This window comes from Alicycliphilus sp. T452 (assembly GCF_054512775.1).
The window spans coordinates 117,156-137,886 of record NZ_JBTNEH010000009.1; the positions used below are offsets into that span (position 1 = coordinate 117,156).

The window sequence follows — 20,731 nt, forward strand, 5'->3', positions numbered from 1 at the left end:
GGCATGGAAGTCGAGCGATTGTCAGGGCTGCACCACCTTCACCCGCGCGTTGGGCGCCTCGCCGAACATCTCGGGCGCGTAGAGCGCCTCCACGCGGCTCGGCGGAAGCTGGAACTCGCCCGCGTTGTTCAGGCGCAGCGTGTACTGCATCTTCACCGTGCCCTTGGGCAGGTATTCGTAGTAGCCGCGGAAGGACTCGAAGCCGCGTTCCTCGAACGCGGGCCAGCCCCAGCCCTCGCGCTTCTCGCCCTGGGTGGCGATCTCGGAGTCGCGCCCCAGGCCACCGCCCAGGATGGTGGCGCCGGCGGGCACCGGGTCGGTGATGGCCACCCAGGCCATGTCGGCCGCGCCCGTGACCTCCAGCGTCACGCGCAGCACGTCGCCGCGGCTGTAGGTGCCCGGGGGCAGGCTCTTGTCGGCCTGCTCGATGGGCGTGACGCTGCGGCGGATGCCGTAGCCGGCGTTCATGGGCGCCTGCAGCGCCACGGCGGCGACGGACTGCAGCGTGAGCCAGGGCTTGCCCGGCCCCTGGTGGGTGACCGTGAGCTGCCCACCGCCGCCCTCCGCGCCCCAGGGCAGGAACAGGGTGTTGTTCTTCCAGCCGCCGGGGGCCGCCGGCGCGCCGAACCAGGTCGTCTGGTGCATGGCGCCGCCGTCGTCGCCGGTGCCGGCACGCACCACCTTGCTCCAGTCCACGCTGGCCTGCCGGCCGCCCATGGCGGCGCGCGTGGTGCCGGCCACGGGCGCGGCCTCGTATCTGGCGCCGAACTGCGCCAGCGCCAGCGCGCCCCACAGGTTGGCGGTGGTGGTGCGCCAGGCGCCGCCCTGCTGGCGCGCGATGAAGCCGCTGGCCAGGCGGCCCATGTCGCCCTGCCAGGCGGGGTCGTCCATCACGGCCAGCATGAGGCGCGCGGCGTTCACGTCGCCGCCCTTCATCAGCCACCACCAGGCGTCGTCCTGCTCGGTGCTGAAGGCGAGCCTGCTGCCCTGGTAGGACAGGCGGGCGCGCAGGATCTGCGTGGCCTCCTGCAGGCGCTGCGCGCGCTGGGGCAGGTCGGGCATGCGCCGCAGGATGTTGAGCCAGTCGATCACCGCGTGCGTGGGCCACTGGCTTGGCGCGATGTTCAGGCTGGTGAGCCAGCGCGCCTGGGCCTTGCCGTAGCGCGACAGCGCCTCGATGGCGGCGAGCTTGCGCAGGTCCAGGTCCTTGCGCGGGCTCCAGAAGTCGCGCTCTATGCGCCCTTCGACGAAGGCGGCGAGGCCGCGCTCCAGCGGCTCGCGCGTCCCGGGCGGCAGCGCGAATTCGGGCGACAGGCGCGCCGCCTCGTGCGCGGCCGCGAGCAGGTAGGCGGTGAGCGTGTCGCTGCCGCGGTCGGCGCCGCCGGCCTGCGGCGGGAAGTAGTACGCCAGGCCGTCGGCATCCAGGTAGGTGGGCAGCCTCGCGACGACGGACTGCCACTGCCTGGCGTCGCCCATGCCGATGGCCTTGCTGGCCTGCTGCTCCAGGCAGGCATAGGAGTAGCGCGCCCACCAGTCGCGCACGCCGGGCAGGCCGTCGGCCAGCCCGGGCTGCAGCGCGAGCTTGAGGCCGCCGCGCCCGGGCAGCGCGCCCGCGGGCGGCGCCACGTCCACGCGATAGCTGCCATCGACCTGCACCAGCATGGCCTGCTGCACGGTGAGCGGCACCGCGGGAACCAGCCGCTGGCTGGCCTTGAGCGCGTCGCGCGCGCCCTGCGCGCCGCCGAGCGTGTCGCGCGCCTCTATCTCCCACAGCAGGGCCTGCGCGCGCGTCTGCCCGGGCTGCGCGGGCGCGGTGACGTTCCAGGCCAGCTCGCGGGCCTGGCCCGCGGGGATGTCCACGGTCTGCCTGTCGAGCGCAAGCAGCGTGGCGCGCGGCGCCACCTCCACCTTCATGGCCCGGGCCGTGGTGTTGCGCAGCGTGACCTGTGCGCGGAACTGGTCGCCCTCGCGCACGAGCGGCGGCAGGCCGCTGATGATCTGCAGGTCCTGCGTGGCGCGGATGCTGGCGCTGCCGGTGCCGAACAGGCCCGTGCCCGCGTCGGCCACGGCCACGATCTTGAAAGTGGTGAGCGCGTCGTTGAGCGGCACCGTCACCCTGGCCTGCCCCTGCGCGTCGAGCCTGACCGCGGGCTGCCACAGCAGCAGCGTGTCGAGCAGTTCGCGCGTGGGCGCGCGCCCGCCGCCGCCGCCCGCGGGCACGGCCTTCCTGCCGTAGTGGCGCCGGCCGACGATCTCCATCTGCGCGGTGGACGTGGCGACGCTCCAGGCGCGGCGCTGCAGCATGGCGTCGAGCAGATTCCAGCTGGTGTTGGGCATCAGCTCCAGCAGCGCCTGGTCCACGGCGGCCAGCGCCACCTCGGCGCCCGCGGCGGGCTTGCCGTCCGGCAGCGTGGCCTGGATGGTGACCTGGGCCTTGCCGCGCACGGGGTAGCTGTCCTTGTCGGCCTTGACCTGCACCGCGATGCGGTGCGCCTGGTCGCCCACGCGCAGCTCGGCCAGGCCCAGGCGGTAGGCGGGCCTGGACAGGTCCACCATGGCCGTGGGCGCCACGTACTCGCGGCCCTCGTACCAGAAGGCGTTCCACCATTCGCGCGGCGCCTTGAAGCCCCAGGTGAAGAAGCTGTACCAGGGCACCTCGCGCAGGCGCCCGCGCAGCGCCAGCACGCTCACGTACACGTTGGGCGCCCAGCCTTCCTCGACCTTGATCTGCACCGTGGGGTCCTGGCCGCTGAGCTGCACCACGCGCGTGCTGATCACGCCCTCGCGCTCCACGCTGACCAGGGCCGTCGCCTGGCGGAACGGCATGCGCACCTGCAGCCTGGCGGTCTCTCCGGGCTGGTAGCTCTTCTTCTCGGGCAGCAGGTCGATGCGGTCGTGGTCCTCGCCGCCGAACCAGAGTTCGCCGCGGCGCGTGACCCAGACGGAGGACGCGGCCTGCGCCTCGTTGCCGTCCTTGTCGCGCGCGCTCACGACCAGCTCCACCTCGCCGGGCTCGTCGAGCCTGGCGTCGCACAGCAGCAGGCCGCGGCCGTCGCTCTTGCCGGTGCAGACGGTGCCCAGGTCCTTCGTCTCGGTCTTGTTGTCGTAGCTGTAGAAGCCGCCCACCATGCGCTTTCGGCTCGTGGTGGTGGTGCGCGCGATGGCCTGCACGGCCAGCGGCACGCCCTCCTGCGGCTTGCCGTCCAGCGACAGGGCCAGCGCCTGCAGGCGCACGCGGGAGCCGCTGGAGACCCAGCCCTCGGCCTTGACGCCCGCCACCACGGCCGCGGGCCACAGCGTGTGCGTGCCGCGCAGGGTCTGCACCTCGCCGTTGGGGTCGGAGTAACTGGCCTCCAGCACCAGCTCCTGTGCCCTGGGTGCCTGGGGCACGTCGTCGATGGCGATGCGGCCCGCGCCGTCCTTGTCGAGCGTGAGCGGCAGCTTGTCGGCGATCACGCGCGTGTCCTGGCCCGCGGACTCCTCCTCGTCGTCGCCGCCGCTGTGGGCATCGCGCTTGCGCGGGGGCTGGAAGCTGAAGGCGTCGAAATCGGCGAACTGCAGCGATTTGGCCCGCACCATGGCCGACACGCGCACCGGCAGGCGCGCCGCGCCGCCGCCCGACACGTAGCTGACCTGCACGTCGGTGGGCACGCTGCGCGCGCGCACCAGGGGCTTGCCGTCCACGGGGGCGATGCGGCCCTCCAGCACGGGCAGGCGGAATTCCTCCACGCGGAAGCTGCCGGATTCGAAGGAGCGCGCGCCGTCCCCGCCCTCGCCCCCGCGCAGCTCCACCTGGTACAGGCCCAGCCTGGCGGCCGGCGGCACGGCGAATTCGCTCTCGGCGGAAAGCCCTCCCGTGGCCGTCTTGCGCCATTTCAAAGGCTGCGTGAACTGCTGGCCGCTGCCCACGTGGGTGATGGCCAGCTCGGCGGGGCGCGCATCGGGCAGCCCCAGGCCTCGGCCGGTCTGCGTGCGCAGCAGGTGCTTCATGGACAGGGTCTCGCCCGCGCGCAGCAGCGTGCGGTCGAAGATGGTGTGGGCCACCTCGTCGGGGCGCGGCGCGCTGCTGGTGGGCACGTTGAAGCGCCAGGGCTCTATGCCGCGCTGCCAGTCGCTCCAGGTGAATGCCAGTTCGTCCTGCGCGCGCGCGCTCACGAAGTAGGCGTTGCGCCATTCGTCCCCGCCGCCGCAGGCCGGCGGCTCGCTGGACAGGCCCTCGAACCGGGCCACGCCATCGTCGCCCGTGGTGGCCGTGGCCAGTGGCCTTCCGTCGCAGGCGGACACGCGCACCTGCGCGCCGGCCACGGGCCGGCCCTTGTCCAGCGTGGTCACCCAGGCCACGGCGTTCTCGCGCCCGAGCTTGAAATGCACGCCCAGGTTGGTGACCAGGGCGCTCGTGCGCACGTACATGGTGCGCGACGCGCCGTGGCGCTCGTCCAGCAGCGACCGGCCGAGCAGGGGCGAGGCGATCTCCACCACCGAGAACCCGGGCGGCAGCGGGATGCCCACGACCTCGAAGGGGCGCGGGTCGTCCTTGGCGGGCCGGGGCAGGTCGAGCTTCTTCACGCCGGCCTGCCCCTGGAGCAGCGAGAGCATGCGTGTCTGCACCCGGTCGCCGTCCCGCTCGTCGAGCGCCGCGGGCAGCGGGCCGCGCGCGTCGCGGCGGGCCTGGGCGCGGTCCACGGTGGCTTCGTCGTAGCGCTGCACCTTGCGCAGCCAGGCGATGATGTCGGCGTCGCTGTCGGGCCGCAGCGTGCTCACCTTGCCGCCCTGCGCGCCGGCGCCGGGCTGCAGGCCCTGCACGTCCAGGCCGGCCTCCACCCTGCGCAGCGTGACGGGCAGCAGCGCCGGGCCGTCGGACCCTTCGGCGAAGCGTTCCACCACGCCGAACGGCGCCGCGGCGAACTTGGCCAGCGGCGGCATGGCGCCGGTCGCCACCTTGAGCGGGAAGCTCTGCGCGTTGGCCAGGGGGCGGCCCGATGCGTCCTTGAAGCCCGAGGGCAGCTCCAGCGTGAACTGCGTCTGCGCCGCGAGCGGCGCGGCAAAGCGCACGCCGTTGACCAGCGCATCGCCCTCCTGCGACCCGTCGATCTCCGGCGCGAGCGTCTGGCCGCCCCCCTTCAGGCGTATGCCCTGCGCCAGCTTGCGCGCCACGGGCGCGTTGAAGGCCAGGTGCATGGGCCGCACGGGCAGGCAGTCCGAGCGGGCGTTCTCGCGCTCGCAGCCGAACTCGGCGCTGAAGGGCTGGCGCACCTTGTAGGCGAAGCGCCGCTCCGCCGCGTTGGCCACGCCGCTGGGCGTGGCCACGCCCCGGCCGTACACCAGCTGCATCTGGCTGCCCGCGCTCAGCCGGCGCCCGCAGGCCAGCGTGGCGTAGCGCAGCGGCTCCCTGGCCGCCGCCTTGTCCAGGTGCAGGGACTGCAGCAGCGCGGCGCGCGGCGCGCCTTCGACCAGGCGCACGGGCACGCGCTCGCCCACGCCGTCGGCCACGCACCACATGTGTTCGAGCAGGCTGGCCTGCGTGGCCGGGCCGTTGAGCTGCAGCACGAAGAACTGCTCCTCGTCGATCTCCTGCCAGGTGCCGGGCCGCACGCTCTGCACGAACGGGCCGCCGGTATTGAATTGATAGCTGCCACCACCCGCCAGCTGGGCGCCAGAGGCCGATTTGAATCCAGGTTTCACGCTGACCGTGCAGCGCACGCCGGGCGGCAGGTCCTGCGCGAACTCGTACACCCACTCGCGCTCGCCGGTCCAGCGGGCCTGGCCCATGGCGGCGTCGGCATCGCTGCAGGCCACCGTGAACGGCGCCGACGCCTGCGGGTCGCCCAGGCGCACGGCCGGGGCGTCGAACTTGGCCACCACCTGGCGCACGCGCGCCACCTCGCCCTGGGGCGACAGGCTGGTCACCACGAAGGCCTGCGCCACTCCTGCGGCCAGGAAAAGCAGGGCGGCGGCGGCCCTGCGCATGGAATGCGTGCTCGTCATGCGTCTCACGGAAAAATAGTGGGTGGCCGCATCACTGCGGCTTGAAGCCGCTGTCCTGGATGATGCGCTGCCACACCGCCGTATAGGCCCGCTCGCGCGCGGCCAGCTGCGCGGGCGTCATGAAGCCCACCGTGAGGCCCATGGCGGCGAGCTGCTCGCGCACCTGGGGCTGCGCCACGACGCGGGACAGCGCCTCGGCAAAGCGCGCGAGCACGGCCTCGGGCGTGCCCGCCGGGACGTAGAAGCCGTAGTACGGCGTGTCCTCGAAGCCGGGCAGGCCTAGCTCGGCGAAGGTGGGGACCTGGGGCAGCGCCGCCTGGCGCCTGCCGCCCAGCACGGCCAGCACGCGCAGCTTGCCGGCGCGGTGGTTCTCGATGAAGTCCTGCACCGAGCCGATGCCGGCCGCGATCTGGTTGCCCAGCATGTCGCCGATCATGGGCGCGCTGCCGCGGTACGGCGCAGCCACCAGGTCCAACTGGTAGCGCTGGCCCAGCAGCCGGACCAGGAACTCGGGCGTGGAGGCCGGCGCGGGAATGCCCACGGCGCTCTTGCCGCCCTGCTGGCGCCTGACCCAGTCCACGTACTCCGCGAAGCTCGCGGCCGGCGTGCCGGGCGAGACGGCCAGGCAGTTGACGAAGGTGGCGAAGCCGCCCGCGGCCGCGAAGTCGCGCGCGGGGTCGAAGCCGGGGTTCTTCACCACCTGGGGCAGGATGGAGATGGTGTGGTCGTGCGTGAGGAACACGGTGCTGCCGTCGGCCGGCGCGCCCTTGAGCGCCTGCGCGGCGATCTGCCCGCCCGCGCCGGGGCGGTTCTCCACCACCACGGGCACGCCCAGCGCGTCCTTGAGCTTGTCTGCCAGCAGCCGCGCGATGGCGTCCGAGCCGCCGCCCGGCGGGAAGCCAACCAGCACGCGCAGGGTCTTGGGCGCATCGGCCCGGGCGGGCAGCAGCGGCAATGCGCCAGCGGCGAGGGCGCTGGCCAGCAGGTGGCGGCGGGACAGGGTCATGATCGCTTCCTCATTCGGGATGGATTCAGGCGGCCAGCCGCGCCCGGTGGCGCGCCAGCTGCGCGCGCACCTGCGCGGGCGCCGTGCCGCCCAGGGTGTTGCGCGCGTTCAGCGAGCCCTCCAGGCTCAGGGCGTCGAACACGTCTTTCCCGATCGCGGGGTGGAAGCCCTGCAGCACGGCCAGCGGCAGCTCCGACAGGTCCACGCCGTGCGTGGTGGCGGCCTTCACGGCGTGGGCCACGGTCTCGTGCGCGTCGCGGAACGGCAGGCCCTTCTTGACGAGGTAGTCGGCCAGGTCGGTGGCCGTGGCGTAGCCCTTCTGCGCGGCGGCGCGCATGGCCTCGGCGTTGACGGCGATGCCGCCCTCCTTCGCGCCCGTGGCGGGGTTGACCTGGCCGCCGATCATCTCGGCGAAGATGCGCAGCGTGTCCTTCAGGGTGTCCACGGTGTCGAACAGCGGCTCCTTGTCCTCCTGGTTGTCCTTGTTGTAGGCCAGGGGCTGGCCCTTCATCAAGGTGATCAGGCCCATGAGGTGGCCCACCACGCGGCCGGTCTTGCCGCGCGCGAGCTCGGGCACGTCGGGGTTCTTCTTCTGCGGCATGATCGACGAGCCGGTGGTGAAACGGTCGGCGATGCGGATGAAGCCGAAGTTCTGGCTCATCCAGATGATGAGCTCCTCGGACAGGCGGCTCACGTGCACCATGCACAGGCTGGCGGCGGCCGTGAACTCGATGGCGAAGTCGCGGTCGCTCACGCCGTCCAGGCTGTTCTGGCACACGCCTTCCATGCCCAGCGTGCGCGCCACGCGCTCGCGGTCCAGCGGGTAGGTGGTGCCGGCCAGCGCCGCGCTGCCCAGCGGCAGCACGTTCACGCGGCGGCGCGCGTCGCGCATGCGCTCGGCGTCGCGCGCGAACATCTCCACGTAGGCCAGCAGGTGGTGGGCGAAGCTCACGGGCTGCGCCACCTGCAGGTGGGTGAAGCCGGGCAGGATGACCTCGACGTTGCGCTCGGCCACCTCCACCAGCGAAAGCTGCAGTTCCTTGAGCAGGCCGTCGATCAGGTCGATCTCGCCGCGCAGCCACAGGCGCACGTCGGTGGCCACCTGGTCGTTGCGGCTGCGGCCGGTGTGCAGGCGCTTGCCGGCGTCGCCCACGAACTGCGTGAGGCGCGCCTCGATGTTCAGGTGCACGTCCTCCAGGTCGAGCTTCCAGTCGAACTGGCCGGCCTCGATCTCCTGCGTGATCTGGGCCATGCCGCGCTCGATGTCGGCATGGTCCTGCGCGCTGATGATGCCTTGCGCGGCCAGCATCTCGGCATGGGCCAGGCTGCCCGCGATGTCGGCCTGCCACAGGCGCTTGTCGAAGAACACGCTCGACGTGTAGCGCTTGACCAGGTCGCTCATGGGCTCGGAGAACAGCGCCGACCAGGCCTGTGCCTTGGTGGCGAGCTGGTCGTTGGAAGGTTGCGATGCGGGGGTATGGGGCATGGGGGCAATAATCCGGGGGGTTACGACAGCCGGAACGCCCGGATGCCGCGATGCAGGAAACGCAAATTTTATCGACCCACCCCGCCCCCCTGCCCGAAGCCGCGCCGCGCGGCACCGTGGCGGGCCGCGCGCTGGTGTTCGACGCCTGCCAGGTCGGCGTGGTGCTGCGTGCCGTGCTGTTCGTGGAAGCGGTGCTGGGCGTGGGCGCCATGTTCGGCACCGCCGGCCCCGGCGAATGGCTGGCGCGGCTGGCCCTGCTCACGGGCGGCGCCCTGCCGGCCACTCTCGCCTGGCTGGTCACGGCCTGCAGCCTGAAAAAAGCGCTGCAGCGCCTGCGCGAACCCCTGCAATACGCGGCCGGCGTGCTGTTGGGCATGCTGGCCGGCCTGTACGCCTGCGCCATGCTGGTGCTGGCCGCCAGCGCCACGGACAACCCGCCCTGGCTGGCCTGCGCCGCCAGCGGGGCGCTGCTGTCGGCGCTGCTGGTCACCGCCCTGCGGCTGCGCGCGCGCGCCCGCGCCCCCGCGGCCACCACGGCGCGCCTGGCCGAGCTGCAGTCGCGCATACGCCCGCACTTCCTGTTCAACACGCTCAACAGCGCCATCGCCCTGGTGCGCGACGAGCCCGCCAAGGCCGAGGCGCTGCTGGAGGACCTGGGCGACCTGTTCCGCCACGCCCTCGTGGAGCAGGGCGAGTCGGCCACACTGGAGGACGAGATCGCCCTGGCGCGGCGCTACCTCGACATCGAACAGGTGCGCTTCGGCGAGCGCCTGCGCGTGCAATGGCAGCTCGACCCGCGCGCCAACGCCGCGCGCCTGCCGCCGCTGCTGCTGCAGCCGCTGGTGGAGAACGCCGTCAAGCATGGCGTGGAACCCAGCGCGCGGGGAGGCAAGCTGCGCATCACGGCCGAGCGCCGCGGCAGCCGCGTGGTGCTGACCATCACCAACACCCTGCCGTCCGAAAACGCGGGCGCCGGGCCCCGCGCGCGCGGCCACGGCATCGCCCAGGCCAACGTGCGCGACCGCCTGCGCCTGCTGCACGACGTGGACTGCGACTTCCACGCCGGCGTGCGCGACGGCCTGTACCTGGTGCGCATCGCATTACCTGTGCAATAAGAAACCCCATCGTTATATCGATATGAATTTAATTACGTCGTAGCCCCAGGTACAAGCCCGTAAACTACGCCTCACGCCGCGCCCACACCGACCCGGTCCTGGGCGCTTTCTGTTGACCCACCCAAGGTTGCATCCGATGCTCAAGCAAACCCTCTCCGCCCTGGCGATCGCCGCCCTGGCCTTTTCCGCGCAGGCCGCCGACGTGCTCAAGGTGGCCGCCACGGCCGTGCCGCACGCCGAGATCCTGAACTTCGTCAAGCCCCGGCTCAAGGCCGAGGGCGTGGACCTGCAGGTCAAGGAATTCAGCGACTACGTGCAGCCCAACATGGCCGTGGAGGACAAGCAGCTGGACGCCAACTTCTTCCAGCACCAGCCCTACCTGGACAGCTTCAACAAGGACCGCAAGACCAGCCTGGTGACCGTGCCCGACGGCAAGGTGCACGTGGAGCCCTTCGGCGCCTACTCCAGCAAGATCAAGAACGTGAAGGACCTCAAGGACGGCGCCACCGTGGCCATCCCCAACGACCCGTCCAACGGCGGCCGCGCCCTGATCCTGCTGGCCAAGCAGGGCCTGATCGAGCTGAAGGACCCCAAGAGCCTGACGCCCACCCCGCTGGACGTGGTGAAGAACCCCAGGAAGCTCAAGTTCAAGGAGCTGGAGGCCCCGCTGCTGCCGCGCGCGCTGGCCGACGTGGACCTGGCCCTGATCAACACCAACTACGCCATCGAGGCGAAGCTGAACCCGACCAAGGACGCGTTGTTCATCGAAGGCGCGGACTCGCCCTACACCAACATCGTGGCCGCCCGCGCCGACCGCGCGAACGACCCCAGCATCGCCAAGCTGATGAAGGCCCTGCACCAGCCCGAGGTGAAGAAGTTCATCCAGGACAAGTACAAGGGCGCCGTGGTGCCGGCGTTCTGACCCCGCGAAGCCCCTTCGTCCGACAAGAAGCGCTGCCCACGGGCAGCGCTTTTTTGTTTTTACTACCGTTTCAGTAGCTGCCGGCGCTTGCGGGACGGTCGCTGGAGGCCAATTTCGGTAAAAACGCGCTTCAGGCCGGCGGCGGCGCCACGCTGTGCAGCAGCACCGGCATTTCGCCGTCGCCGCCGACGGTCTCCAGCTGCACGCCGAAGCCCCACAGGCGCGCCACGTGCTTGAGCACCTCGACCGCGTCGTCGGCCAGCGGCCGGCCCTGGTACTGGGTGTGGCGCAGGGTCAGGCAGCGGTCGCCGCGCAGGTTCACGTTCCAGACCTGGATGTTGGGCTCGCGCACCCCCAGGTCGTACTGCTGCGACAGGGTCTGGCGCAGCTGGCGGTAGCCGTCCTCGTCGTGGATGGCGCTGACCAGCAGTTCGCGCTCGCTGGCGTCGTCGTGGATGGCGAACAGGCGCATGTCGCGCATCAGCTTCGGGCTCAGGAACTGGCCTACGAAGCTCTCGTCCTTGAAGTTCTGCATGGCGTGGTGCAGCGCCGGCAGCCAGGGCGTGCCGGCCATGTCGGGGAACCAGCGCCGGTCTTCCTCGGTGGGGTCCTGGCAGATGCGCCGGATGTCGCGGTACATGGAAAAGCCCAGCGCATAGGGGTTGATGCCGCCGTAGGCGCGGTGCCCGGCGGGCGGCTGGTAGATCACGTTGGTGTGCGACGAGAGCCATTCGATCATCACGCCGTCGGTGAGCCAGCCCTCGTCGTACAGGGTGTTGAGCAGCGTGTAGTGCCAGAAGGTGGCCCAGCCCTCGTTCATCACCTGGGTCTGGCGCTGCGGGTAGAAGTACTGGGCGATCTTGCGCACGATGCGCACGATCTCGCGCTGCCAGGGCTCCAGCAGGGGGGCGTTCTTTTCGATGAAGTAGAGGATGTTCTCCTCCGGCTCCTTCGGAAAGCGCTCGCTCTCCTGCGCCGCGCTGTCCTTGCCCGGGCGCGCCGGCAGGGTGCGCCACAGCACGTTGACCTGCTGCTGGGCGTAGGCCTCGCGCCGCTCGCGCTCGGCGCGCTCGCGCGCCAGGCTTTTCTTGGACGGGCGGTGGTAGCGGTCCACCCCCAGGTTGGACAGGGCGTGGCAGGAGTCGATCCACTGCTCCACGGTATCGAGGCCGTAGCGTTCCTCGCACTGGGCAACGAAGTCGCGGGCATAGACCAGGTAGTCGATGATGCTGCCCGCATCCGTCCACATGCCGAACAGGTAGTTGCCCTTGAAGAAGCTGTTGTGCCCGTAGGCCGCGTGGGCGATCACCAGCGCCTGCATGGCGGTGGTGTTCTCCTCCATCAGGTAGCTGATGCAGGGGTTGGAGTTGATGACGATCTCGTACGCGAGCCCCATGTGGCCGCGCCGGTAGCGCCGCTCGGTCGCCAGGAACTCCTTGCCGTAGCTCCAGTGGCGGTAGCCCACGGGCATGCCCACGCTGGCGTAGGCGTCCATCATCTGCTCGGCCGATATCACCTCCAGCTGGTTGGGATAGGTGTCCAGGCCGTAGCGCTCGGCCGTGGCGGCGATGGCCGCGTGGTAGCGCTCGATGAGCTCGAAGGTCCAGTCGCTGGGGTCCGGCAGGGGGTGCTCGGGGCGCTTGGCCGCAGGCAGCGGGGCGCGGGGCACGCCGCGCTGGTGGCGTTCCCCGGCGACGGCCTGCTTCCAGGAATGGTGGCCCGCGCGGCGCTGCAGCACGGGGTACTGGGAGAGATTCATGCCGCGGCCCCCTCTTTCTTGAACAGGTCCCGGAACACGGGGTAGATGTCGCCCGGCCCGGACACCTTGCGCATGGCGAAGTGCGGGAACAGCGGCGGCAGCTGGCTGTATTCATCCCACAGGTTCTGCTCCTCCTGCGCCACCTGCACGTAGGCGAAGTAGCGCACCAGGGGCAGGATCCTGTCGGCCAGCAGGCTGCGGCAGTTGCCGCCATCGTCGTGGAAATTGTCGCCATCGCTGGCCTGGGCCACGTAGATGTTCCAGTCACCCGCAGGATAGCGCGCGCGCATGATCTGGTCGAGCAGCACCAGGGCGCTGCTGACCACGGTGCCGCCGCTCTCGGTGGAGTGGAAGAACGCGTCCTCGTCCACCTCGGCGGCCTGGGTGTGGTGGCGTATGAAGACGATGTCGATCTTCTCGTAGTGCCGCGTGAGGAACAGGTACAGCAGGATGAAGAAGCGCTTGGCCAGGTCCTTGCGCTCCTGGTCCATGGAGCCGGAGACGTCCATCACGCAGAACATCACGGCCTGGCTGCTGGGCACGGGGACCTTGGCGCGGTTGCGAAAGCGCAGGTCTATGGGGTCGAGGAAGGCCACCTTGTCCATGCGCTCCTTCAGGGCGCAGATGCGCTGCTGCAGCTCGGCCACGGCCTCGCTGGTGCCGTCGTCCTGCGCCAGCAGCGCGTCGAGCTCCTGCTGCAGCGCCTGCAGCTCGCGGTGCGGCGCCTTGGTCAGGGCGATGCGACGGCCCAGAGCGCCGCGCATGGTGCGCAGCACCGCCAGGTTGTGCGGCGTGCCGTCGTGGCTGTAGCCGGCGCGGCGCGTCTTGTACTGCGGCGTGTCGCCCAGGTGCGTGCGCAGCATGCGCGGCAGCGCCAGGTCCTCGAAGAAGAGCTGCATGAACTCTTCCTTGGACAGGGTGAAGGTGAAGTCGTCCTCCCCCTCCCCGCTGTCGCTGGCCTGCGAGCCCGCCCCGCCCGCGCCGCCCAGGGGCCGGGCGATGCGGTCGCCGCGCACATGGTCGCTGTTGCCCGGATGCACGGTGTCGCGTATGCCGCCGGGACCGTGGCGGAACACCGGCTCGCGGATGTCCTTCCTGGGGATGGAGATGTTCTCGGCCTGCTCGATGTGGCGGATGTCGCGCTTGTCCACGGCGCGGCGCACCGCATCGGCAATCTGCTGCTTGTAGCGGCGGATGAAGCGCTCGCGGTTGCCCACCGACTTGTTCTTGCCTGCGAGCCTGCGGTCGATGATATGCAATGCCATCTGTGCCCCCCATGCATGGCCCGGCGCGTCGGTGCCGGGCCCCTGTCAGCTGCTCTTGCGCACGCGCAGATACCACTCGCACAGCAGGCGCACCTGCTTGGAGGTGTAGCCCTTGGCCACCATGCGGGTGACGAAGTCCTCGTGCTTGCGCGCATCCTCGGCACTGGCCTTGGCGTTGAAGCTGATGACGGGCAGCAGCTCCTCGGTGTTGGAGAACATCTTCTTCTCGATCACCAGGCGCAGCTTCTCGTAGCTCGTCCAGCTCGGGTTCTTGCCCTGGTTGTTGGCGCGCGCGCGCAGCACGAAGTTGACGATCTCGTTGCGGAAGTCCTTGGGATTGGCGATGCTGGCGGGCTTCTCGATCTTCTCCAGCTCGGCGTTGAGCGCGTTCCTGTCGAACACCTCGCCGGTGTCGGTGTCGCGGTACTCGCTGTCCTGGATCCAGTAGTCGGCATACGTCACGTAGCGGTCGAAGATGTTCTGGCCGTACTCGCTGTAGCTCTCCAGGTAGGCGGTCTGGATCTCCTTGCCGATGAACTCGGCGTAGCGCGGCGACAGGTATTCCTTGATGTAGCCGGTGTACTTGGTCTCCAGCTCGGCCGGGAACTGCTCGCGCTCGATCTGCTGCTCCAGCACGTACATCAGGTGCACGGGGTTGGCCGCCACCTCGGTGCTGTCGTAGTTGAAGACCTTGGACAGGATCTTGAAGGCGAAGCGCGTGGAGATGCCCGACATGCCCTCGTCCACGCCGGCATAGTCGCGGTACTCCTGGTAGCTCTTGGCGCGCGGGTCCGTGTCCTTGAGGCTCTCGCCGTCGTAGACCTGCATCTTGCTGAAGATGCTGGAGTTCTCCGGCTCCTTCAGCCGCGTGAGCACGGCGAACTGGGCCATCATCTTCAGCGTGCCGGGCGCGCACACGGCCCGGGCCAGCGACGATTCGCGGATCAGCTTCTCGTAGATCTTCACCTCCTCGGAGACCCGCAGGCAGTAGGGCACCTTGACGATGTAGATGCGGTCCAGGAACGCCTCGTTGTTGCGGTTGTTGCGGAAGGCCTTCCATTCGCTCTCGTTGCTGTGCGCCAGCACCAGGCCGTCGAACGGTATCGCGCCGAAGCCCTCCGTGCCCTTGTAGTTGCCCTCCTGCGTGGCCGTGAGCAGCGGGTGCAGCACCTTGATGGGCGCCTTGAACATCTCCACGAACTCCAGCAGCCCCTGGTTGGCCAGGCACAGGCCGCCCGAGTAGCTGTAGGCATCGGTGTCGTCCTGGGCGAAGTTCTCCAGCTTGCGGATGTCCACCTTGCCCACCAGGCTGGAGATGTCCTGGTTGTTCTCGTCGCCCGGCTCGGTCTTGGCGACGGCGATCTGCTTGAGGATGCTGGGGTAGCGCTTGACGACGCGGAACTGCCGTATGTCGCCGCCGTATTCCTCCAGGCGCTTGACGGCCCAGGGCGAGAGCACGTGCTGCAGGCAGCGCCTCGGGATGCCGAACTGCTCCTCCAGCACCGGGCCGTCCTCCGCCACGTCGAACAGGCCCAGGGGCGACTCGTTCACCGGCGAACCCTTGAGCGCATAGAACGGCACCTTCTGCATCAGATGCTTGAGGCGCTCGGCGATCGAGCTCTTGCCCCCGCCCACCGGGCCCAGCAGGTACAGGATCTGCTTGCGCTCCTCCAGCCCCTGGGCGGCATGGCGGAAGAAGCTCACCACCTGCTCGATCGCGTCCTCCATGCCGTAGAACTCGGCGAAGGCGGGGTAGCGGCGGATCACCTTGTTGGCGAACAGGCGCGACAGGTGCGGGTCGTTCCTCGTATCCACCATCTCGGGCTCGCCGATGGCGGCAAGCATGCGCTCGGCGGCGCTGCCGTAGGCCATGGGATCGCGCTGGCACAAGGCGAGGTACTCGTCGATCGACATCTCCTCTTCGCGCAGGCGGACATAGCGTGCAGCGTAGTTGCTGATGGCATCCATAAGGGCCTCCTGTGGCGGCACCCCGGTGACGCGGGCAGTGCCGCAAAGTTGCTCGGCATCCATTACCGTACCGGGCCGTTGTAGCACCTTGCCCCGGCTTTGAACAGGTAAATAAATCCGACAATGGCGTCCGCTCGCAACGCCGGGACAACCGGGGTCAGGCGCCCTGCCAGACCCACCAGGCCAGCACGAGCATCATGGCTCCGGTCAGGGCGTCGAGCACGCGCCAGGCGCGCGCATGGGCAAACAGGCCCTGCAGCCGCCGCCCCGCCAGCGCCAGCGCGGCGAACCAGGCCAGGCTGGCGCTGGCCGCGCCCAGCACGAACACCGCCTTGAGCCAGCCATGCTGGCGCGCGCCCATGGAGCCGATCAGCACCACGGTGTCCAGGTACACATGGGGGTTGAGCCAGGTGATGGCGGCCAGGCCTCCCACCACGCCCAGCAGGCCGCGCGCCACGCGCTGGCCGCCCGCCGCGCCCGGCCCCGCGCCCCGCGCGAAAAACGCCCGGCGCCAGGCCAGCAGCCCATAGGCCAGCAGGAACAGCGCGCCGCCCCACTGCAGCCATTGCGCCAGCGTGGGCGAAGCGCCCAGCAGCCGCGCCATGCCCGCCACGCCCAGGCCCACGAGCAGCACATCGCTGGCCACGCACCAGGCGATGCAGGCGCGCACATGCTCGCCCCGCACCGCCTGGCGCAGCACGTAGAGGTTCTGCGCTCCGATGGAGGCGATCAGCGACAGGCACACGGTAAAGCCCGCGAGCCAGGAAGAAGCGGCGGCAGCATGGTTCCACATGCGTCCGATCGTAGGGATGCACGTGGTTTACGTAAACTTCAAATTCCTAAGCCATATTTAGCAAAACTGCATGTTCGACTATCCCGGACTCGAAGCCCTGGCCGCCGTCCTGCGCGAAGGCAGTTTCGAGCGCGCGGCGCGGCGCCTGCATGTCACGCCCTCGGCCGTATCGCAGCGCATCAAGCAGCTGGAGGAGCGCCTGGGCCAGGTGCTGGTGCAGCGCGGCACGCCCTGCACGGGCACCGACGCGGGGCGGCGGCTGTGCCTGCACGTGGAGCAGGTGGCGCTGCTGGAAGGCGAGCTGCGCCGCAGCAACCCCGAGCTGCTGCCCGATATGCCCACCCCCACGCTCAAGCTGGCGGTGAACGCCGATTCGCTGTCCACCTGGTTCATGGACGCCATGGCCGCCTTCACCGCCGGCGGCAACGAACTGCTGGACCTGCGCATCGACGACCAGGAACACACGGCCCAGCGCCTGCGCGAGGGCGAGGTGATCGCCGCCGTGACCGCCACGGGCACGGCGATAGCGGGCTGCAACACCTGGCCGCTGGGCACCATGCGCTACGTGGCGGCGGCCAGCCCCGCCTTCGTCGCGCGCCACTTCGCGGGCGGCGTGACGGCGGCCGCGCTGGCGGGCGCGCCGGTGATGATCTACGACCGCAAGGACCGGCTGCAGGACCGCTGGATGCAGGCCGGCGGCCTGGCCTCGCGCACGCACGCGCCGCGGCACTTCATGCCGTCCAACCACGGCTACGTGCGCGCCTGCGAGGTGGGCATGGGCTGGGGCATGCACCCCACGGCGCTCATCCGCCGGCAGCTGGCCGAAGGCGCCCTGGTCGCCCTGCTGCCGGGCAGCGCGCTGGACGTGCCCCTGTACTGGGCCCACCCGCGCAGCGCGCAGCAGGCACTGGAGCGGCTCACGCGGTGCGTGATGGCAGCGGCACGGCAGTGGCTGGAGATTGCTACTTAAAGCATAGCTTTCAGCGCTTCATACACGGGCGCCACAGCCATTTTTCTTCAAAAACCACGCAAGGCCTGCGGCAGGCCCGGCACCCAGCGCATGGCCTGGGCGGCGGCCCTGGCGCCCGGGTTGCCCGCCGGCAGCGGCGCCACCAAGTCGGCCACGCTCAGCCCGTCGAGCACGGCCAGGTAGGCGCGCGTGGCCTCCGTCAGCACGGCCTGCAGCCGGCAATGGTTGCTCATGCGGCATTGGTTGAGCTCGGCGTTGAAGCACTCGACCATGTCGAAGTCGGTCTCGGTCATGCGCACGATCGCGCCCAGGTTGATCTCGTGCGCGGGCTTCATCAGCCGCATGCCGCCGCCGCGCCCGCGCGTGGTGTCCAGCAGGCCCTGGGCGGCCAGCTGCTGCACGATCTTCGTGAGATGGCTGCGCGAAATGCCATGCGCCTCGGCCACCTCGCTGATGGTCACGGGCTGCTCGCGCTCCTGGCAGGCCGCGCAGTACATCAGCACGCGCAGCGCGTAATCGGTCCACTGGGTCAGTCGCATGGTGTTGCCGCAAACGGCCCAAAAGGTTCACACACGATGAATTTTAAAGAATAAAATATGCAAATCAAATGAATCTTTAGGACGAGTGCCACCATGAACGCCATTGTCGCCGCCGCAACCTCCCCCATCGACCCCGGCCAGGCCATAGGCCAGATCGCCGTGCAGCTGCCCGGCGCCACGGCCGTGTTCCGGCGCCTCAAGCTCGACTTCTGCTGCGGCGGCCAGGTGAGCCTGCGCCAGGCCGCCGGCGAGAAGGGCCTGGACCTGCAGGCCGTGGTGGACGAGCTGTCGGCGCTGCAGCGCCCCAGTACCCTGCCCGACGCGGGAACGCCGTCCGAGCTGGTCGATCACATCGTCGCACGTTACCACGACGTGCACCGCGCCCAGCTGCCCGAGCTGGTGCGCATGGCGCGCCGCGTGGAGGCCGTGCACCGCGGCAACCCGAACACCCCGCATGGCCTGGCCGACGCGCTCGAAGCCATGGAACAGGAGCTGGCGGCGCACATGCACAAGGAAGAGGCCGTGCTGTTCCCCATGCTGCGCGCCGGCGGCAACAGTTTCGTGAGCCAGCCCATCGCCATGATGCGCCACGAGCACACCGACCATGGCGAGGCGCTGGAGCAGATCGCCCGCCTGACCGACGACATCACGCCGCCCCGCGAGGCCTGCAACACCTGGCGCGCGCTGTATGCCGGCCTGGCCCAGTTCAGCGACGACCTGGTCAACCACATCCACCTGGAAAACAACGTGCTGTTCCCGCAGTTCGAGGCCGCGGCGCAAGGCGGCTGCGGCTCCTCGGGCTGCGGCTGCAGCTGAGCATGGACACCGCCACCACCGCCAAGCGCCCGCTGGATTCGGAGAGCATCGCCGCGCTGGTGCACGGCTTTTATGCCGACGTGCGCGCCGACGCGCAGCTCGGCCCCCTGTTCGACCGCGCCATAGGCGCGCACTGGGACGCGCACCTGGCGCGCATGGTGGACTTCTGGAGCACGGTGGCGCTGGGCGCGCGCAGCTTCAAGGGCGACGTGTTCGGCAAGCACATGGCCGTGCAGGGCGTGGAGCCCGGGCATTTCGCGATCTGGCTGCGCCTGTGGGGGCAGCAGACCGACGCCCTGTTCGAGCCCGAGGTGGCGCGCGAGCTGCAGCAGGCCGCCCAAGGCATCGCGCGCAACCTGTTCCGCGGCTATTTCGGCTGAGCGCCCCTGAGCGGCGCGAGCAGCTCGCGCAGGCCGTTGTGGTCGATTTCGTACATCAGCGCCAGCAGCTGCCCGATCTCGCCGCGCGGAAAGCCCTCGCGCGCGAACCAGTGCAGGTAGTTGGCGGGCAGGTCCGCGATCACCGTGCCGCGGTGCTTGCCGAACGGCATCTCGCGTTCCAGCAGCAGCCGCAGGCGCTCCGCGGTGCAGCCGGCGATCTCCATCACAGCCCGCCGTAGCGGAAGCTGATGCCCGTGAGCACGAAGCCCACCGACAGCAGCGTGACCGCCGCCACGTGCCAGGCCATGAGCGGCAGCGTCCGGGCATTGAGCCGGGGGATGACGCGCAGGCGCGCATGCGCGGCCACCAGCGCCGTGCCGGCCAGCAGCGCCAGCTTGACGGATACGGCGCGTTCGAGCGCCGTACCGGGGCTGAACCATTGCCCCCAGTCGGGCACGAGCTGCAGCGCCATCCACAGGCCCGACGCCACCTGGATGGCCAGCGCCGGCATGCCCAGCTTTTCGTAGCCCTGCTCGAAGTCGAGCAACACCTGGGGGTTGCGCCGGCGCAGCGCGCGCGGCAGCACCGTCAATGCCAGCACCAGGTGGCCGCCGGTCCAGACCGTGGCGGCCAGCAGGTGCAGCGAAAAGATCCAGGGATACATGCCTACACCCTGCGCGCCTGCAGCGGGTAGGCCGGGTCGGTATAGCCCGGCGTGGACGGATGGCCGGGCGCGACCAGCCCGTCGACGAGCGCCTCGTCCTCGGGCGTGACCGTGTAATCCAGCGCGGGCAGGTAGTCCTGCCACTGCGCCAGCGTGCGCGGGCCGGCGATCACGCTGCTCACGCTGCGGTGCGCCAGCACCCAGGCGGTGGCGAACTGCGCCAGCGTCACGCCGCGCGCCTGGGCATGCTGCATGAGCGTCTGCGCGACCTGCAGCGACTCCTGGCGGAACTCGGTCTGGCCCATGCGCCGGTCGCCGCGCCCGGCCCGCGAGCCGGCCTCGGGCGCCTGGCCCGGCAGGTACTTGCCGGTGAGCACGCCGCGCGCCACGGGGCTGTAGGGCGTCACGCCCAGGCCGTAATGCCGGCAGGCGGGCAGTATCTCGACCTCGGGCATGCGGTTGAGCAGGTTGTAGTACGGCTGGCACACCGTGGGGCCGGGCATGCCGATGCGGCGCGCGCCGTGCACCAGTTCGGCGATGCGCCAGGCGCGGAAGTTGGACACGCCCCAGTAGCGGATCTTGCCCGCGCGCAGCAGCGCCTCGATGGCGTACAGCGGCTCCTCCAGGTCCATGTCCTCGTAGTCGCGGTGCAGGTAGACGATGTCCACGTGGTCGGTCTGCAGGCGCGCGAGGCTGGCCTCCACCTCGCGCAGCATCCAGGCGCGCGAGTAGCGGCTCTCGTTCACGCAGTCGGACATCTTGTTGCCCAGCTTGGTCGCCAGCACCCAGTCGTGGCGCTGGCCCTTGAGCAGCTTGCCCAGCATGGCCTCGGACGCGCCCTTGGTGTACACGTCGGCCGTGTCCATGTAGTTCACGCCGTGCTCGCGCGCATGGGCGACGATGGACGCGGCCTCGGCCTCGTCCGTCTGGTCGCCGAACATCATGGTGCCCAGGCACAGGGCGGAGACCTGGAGCTGGCTCTTGCCGAGAAAGCGGTATTGCATGGCGAACCTTTCACTATCGAAAAAAGAGCTTGTAGCGCTTGCTGGGCGGGCGCTGGAGG

The 20,731-nt window shown here is 70.1% G+C and carries 16 protein-coding genes; 5 read left to right on the top strand and 11 right to left on the bottom strand.

Annotated elements, in window-relative coordinates; translation table 11 throughout:
* Positions 1-21 precede the first annotated feature (21 nt).
* The 3 genes from ACX12L_RS10420 to argH are packed head-to-tail and all read right to left on the bottom strand — an operon-like array spanning position 22 to position 8,477.
* Positions 22-5,967, bottom strand: coding sequence for an alpha-2-macroglobulin family protein (locus tag ACX12L_RS10420; RefSeq protein WP_459262531.1), 5,946 nt, complete (start codon positions 5,965-5,967; stop codon positions 22-24).
* Between the two features lie 49 nt (positions 5,968-6,016).
* Positions 6,017-6,991: a Bug family tripartite tricarboxylate transporter substrate binding protein gene (locus ACX12L_RS10425; RefSeq protein WP_459262473.1), complete on the bottom strand. Its 975-nt coding sequence runs from the start codon at positions 6,989-6,991 to the stop codon at positions 6,017-6,019.
* A 25-nt stretch (positions 6,992-7,016) separates the two neighbouring features.
* Positions 7,017-8,477, bottom strand: coding sequence for an argininosuccinate lyase (argH, locus tag ACX12L_RS10430; protein ID WP_459262474.1), 1,461 nt, complete (start codon positions 8,475-8,477; stop codon positions 7,017-7,019).
* Between the two features lie 50 nt (positions 8,478-8,527).
* Here argH and ACX12L_RS10435 point away from each other — a divergent pair, with 50 nt between their 5' ends.
* Positions 8,528-9,592 (top strand): sensor histidine kinase, encoded by a 1,065-nt coding sequence (locus tag ACX12L_RS10435; RefSeq protein WP_459262475.1) that lies wholly within the window; start codon positions 8,528-8,530, stop codon positions 9,590-9,592.
* A gap of 136 nt (positions 9,593-9,728) precedes the next feature.
* Positions 9,729-10,514 carry a MetQ/NlpA family ABC transporter substrate-binding protein gene (locus tag ACX12L_RS10440; RefSeq protein WP_459262476.1) on the top strand — a complete coding sequence of 262 codons (786 nt, stop codon included), beginning with the start codon at positions 9,729-9,731 and terminating at the stop codon, positions 10,512-10,514.
* 130 nt (positions 10,515-10,644) lie between these two features.
* Here the strand turns inward: ACX12L_RS10440 and ACX12L_RS10445 are convergent, their stop codons facing one another.
* From ACX12L_RS10445 to ACX12L_RS10460, 4 genes are all read right to left on the bottom strand, one after another.
* Positions 10,645-12,273 carry a SpoVR family protein gene (locus ACX12L_RS10445; RefSeq protein ID WP_459262477.1) on the bottom strand — a complete coding sequence of 543 codons (1,629 nt, stop codon included), beginning with the start codon at positions 12,271-12,273 and terminating at the stop codon, positions 10,645-10,647.
* A complete protein-coding gene (locus ACX12L_RS10450; protein ID WP_459262478.1) occupies positions 12,270-13,538 on the bottom strand; it encodes a YeaH/YhbH family protein in 1,269 nt (422 codons plus the stop codon). The genes ACX12L_RS10445 and ACX12L_RS10450 overlap by 4 nt, the downstream gene beginning before the upstream one ends.
* Before the next feature lie 45 nt (positions 13,539-13,583).
* Positions 13,584-15,506, bottom strand: a complete 1,923-nt coding sequence (locus tag ACX12L_RS10455; RefSeq protein WP_459262479.1) for a PrkA family serine protein kinase — start codon at positions 15,504-15,506, stop codon at positions 13,584-13,586.
* A gap of 157 nt (positions 15,507-15,663) precedes the next feature.
* Positions 15,664-16,299: a LysE/ArgO family amino acid transporter gene (locus ACX12L_RS10460; protein ID WP_459262480.1), complete on the bottom strand. Its 636-nt coding sequence runs from the start codon at positions 16,297-16,299 to the stop codon at positions 15,664-15,666.
* Positions 16,300-16,369: 70 nt separating this feature from the next.
* On the opposite strand from ACX12L_RS10460, the gene ACX12L_RS10465 reads away from it, so the two are divergent.
* Positions 16,370-17,269, top strand: a complete 900-nt coding sequence (locus ACX12L_RS10465) for an HTH-type transcriptional regulator ArgP (RefSeq protein ID WP_459262481.1) — start codon at positions 16,370-16,372, stop codon at positions 17,267-17,269.
* A gap of 47 nt (positions 17,270-17,316) precedes the next feature.
* On the opposite strand, the gene ACX12L_RS10470 is transcribed toward ACX12L_RS10465, so the two are convergent.
* Positions 17,317-17,808, bottom strand: coding sequence for an RrF2 family transcriptional regulator (locus tag ACX12L_RS10470; RefSeq protein ID WP_459262482.1), 492 nt, complete (start codon positions 17,806-17,808; stop codon positions 17,317-17,319).
* Positions 17,809-17,901: 93 nt separating this feature from the next.
* Here ACX12L_RS10470 and ytfE point away from each other — a divergent pair, with 93 nt between their 5' ends.
* On the top strand, positions 17,902-18,624 hold the full coding sequence (gene ytfE / locus ACX12L_RS10475) for an iron-sulfur cluster repair protein YtfE (RefSeq protein WP_459262483.1): 723 nt from the start codon (positions 17,902-17,904) through the stop codon (positions 18,622-18,624).
* Positions 18,625-18,626: 2 nt separating this feature from the next.
* On the top strand, positions 18,627-19,004 hold the full coding sequence (locus ACX12L_RS10480; RefSeq protein WP_459262484.1) for a group III truncated hemoglobin: 378 nt from the start codon (positions 18,627-18,629) through the stop codon (positions 19,002-19,004).
* On the opposite strand, the gene ACX12L_RS10485 is transcribed toward ACX12L_RS10480, so the two are convergent.
* The 3 genes from ACX12L_RS10485 to ACX12L_RS10495 are packed head-to-tail and all read right to left on the bottom strand — an operon-like array spanning position 18,992 to position 20,672.
* A complete protein-coding gene (locus ACX12L_RS10485; RefSeq protein WP_459262485.1) occupies positions 18,992-19,228 on the bottom strand; it encodes a DUF3820 family protein in 237 nt (78 codons plus the stop codon). The genes ACX12L_RS10480 and ACX12L_RS10485 overlap by 13 nt on opposite strands.
* Positions 19,228-19,668, bottom strand: a complete 441-nt coding sequence (locus ACX12L_RS10490) for a CopD family protein (RefSeq protein ID WP_459262486.1) — start codon at positions 19,666-19,668, stop codon at positions 19,228-19,230. Before ACX12L_RS10490 ends, ACX12L_RS10485 begins: the two co-directional genes overlap by 1 nt.
* A gap of 2 nt (positions 19,669-19,670) precedes the next feature.
* The gene (locus ACX12L_RS10495; RefSeq protein WP_459262487.1) at positions 19,671-20,672 is read right to left on the bottom strand and encodes an aldo/keto reductase; all 1,002 of its coding nucleotides are present in this window, start codon (positions 20,670-20,672) and stop codon (positions 19,671-19,673) included.
* Positions 20,673-20,731 lie beyond the last annotated feature (59 nt).

Coding starts and splice junctions, on each gene's coding strand:
- ACX12L_RS10420 (WP_459262531.1), bottom strand. CDS start 5,967: ATGCGCAGGGCCGCCGCCGCCCTGCTTTTCCTGGCCGCAGGAGTGGCG.
- ACX12L_RS10425 (WP_459262473.1), bottom strand. CDS start 6,991: ATGACCCTGTCCCGCCGCCACCTGCTGGCCAGCGCCCTCGCCGCTGGC.
- argH (WP_459262474.1), bottom strand. CDS start 8,477: ATGCCCCATACCCCCGCATCGCAACCTTCCAACGACCAGCTCGCCACC.
- ACX12L_RS10435 (WP_459262475.1), top strand. CDS start 8,528: ATGCAGGAAACGCAAATTTTATCGACCCACCCCGCCCCCCTGCCCGAA.
- ACX12L_RS10440 (WP_459262476.1), top strand. CDS start 9,729: ATGCTCAAGCAAACCCTCTCCGCCCTGGCGATCGCCGCCCTGGCCTTT.
- ACX12L_RS10445 (WP_459262477.1), bottom strand. CDS start 12,273: ATGAATCTCTCCCAGTACCCCGTGCTGCAGCGCCGCGCGGGCCACCAT.
- ACX12L_RS10450 (WP_459262478.1), bottom strand. CDS start 13,538: ATGGCATTGCATATCATCGACCGCAGGCTCGCAGGCAAGAACAAGTCG.
- ACX12L_RS10455 (WP_459262479.1), bottom strand. CDS start 15,506: ATGGATGCCATCAGCAACTACGCTGCACGCTATGTCCGCCTGCGCGAA.
- ACX12L_RS10460 (WP_459262480.1), bottom strand. CDS start 16,299: ATGTGGAACCATGCTGCCGCCGCTTCTTCCTGGCTCGCGGGCTTTACC.
- ACX12L_RS10465 (WP_459262481.1), top strand. CDS start 16,370: ATGTTCGACTATCCCGGACTCGAAGCCCTGGCCGCCGTCCTGCGCGAA.
- ACX12L_RS10470 (WP_459262482.1), bottom strand. CDS start 17,808: ATGCGACTGACCCAGTGGACCGATTACGCGCTGCGCGTGCTGATGTAC.
- ytfE (WP_459262483.1), top strand. CDS start 17,902: ATGAACGCCATTGTCGCCGCCGCAACCTCCCCCATCGACCCCGGCCAG.
- ACX12L_RS10480 (WP_459262484.1), top strand. CDS start 18,627: ATGGACACCGCCACCACCGCCAAGCGCCCGCTGGATTCGGAGAGCATC.
- ACX12L_RS10485 (WP_459262485.1), bottom strand. CDS start 19,228: ATGGAGATCGCCGGCTGCACCGCGGAGCGCCTGCGGCTGCTGCTGGAA.
- ACX12L_RS10490 (WP_459262486.1), bottom strand. CDS start 19,668: ATGTATCCCTGGATCTTTTCGCTGCACCTGCTGGCCGCCACGGTCTGG.
- ACX12L_RS10495 (WP_459262487.1), bottom strand. CDS start 20,672: ATGCAATACCGCTTTCTCGGCAAGAGCCAGCTCCAGGTCTCCGCCCTG.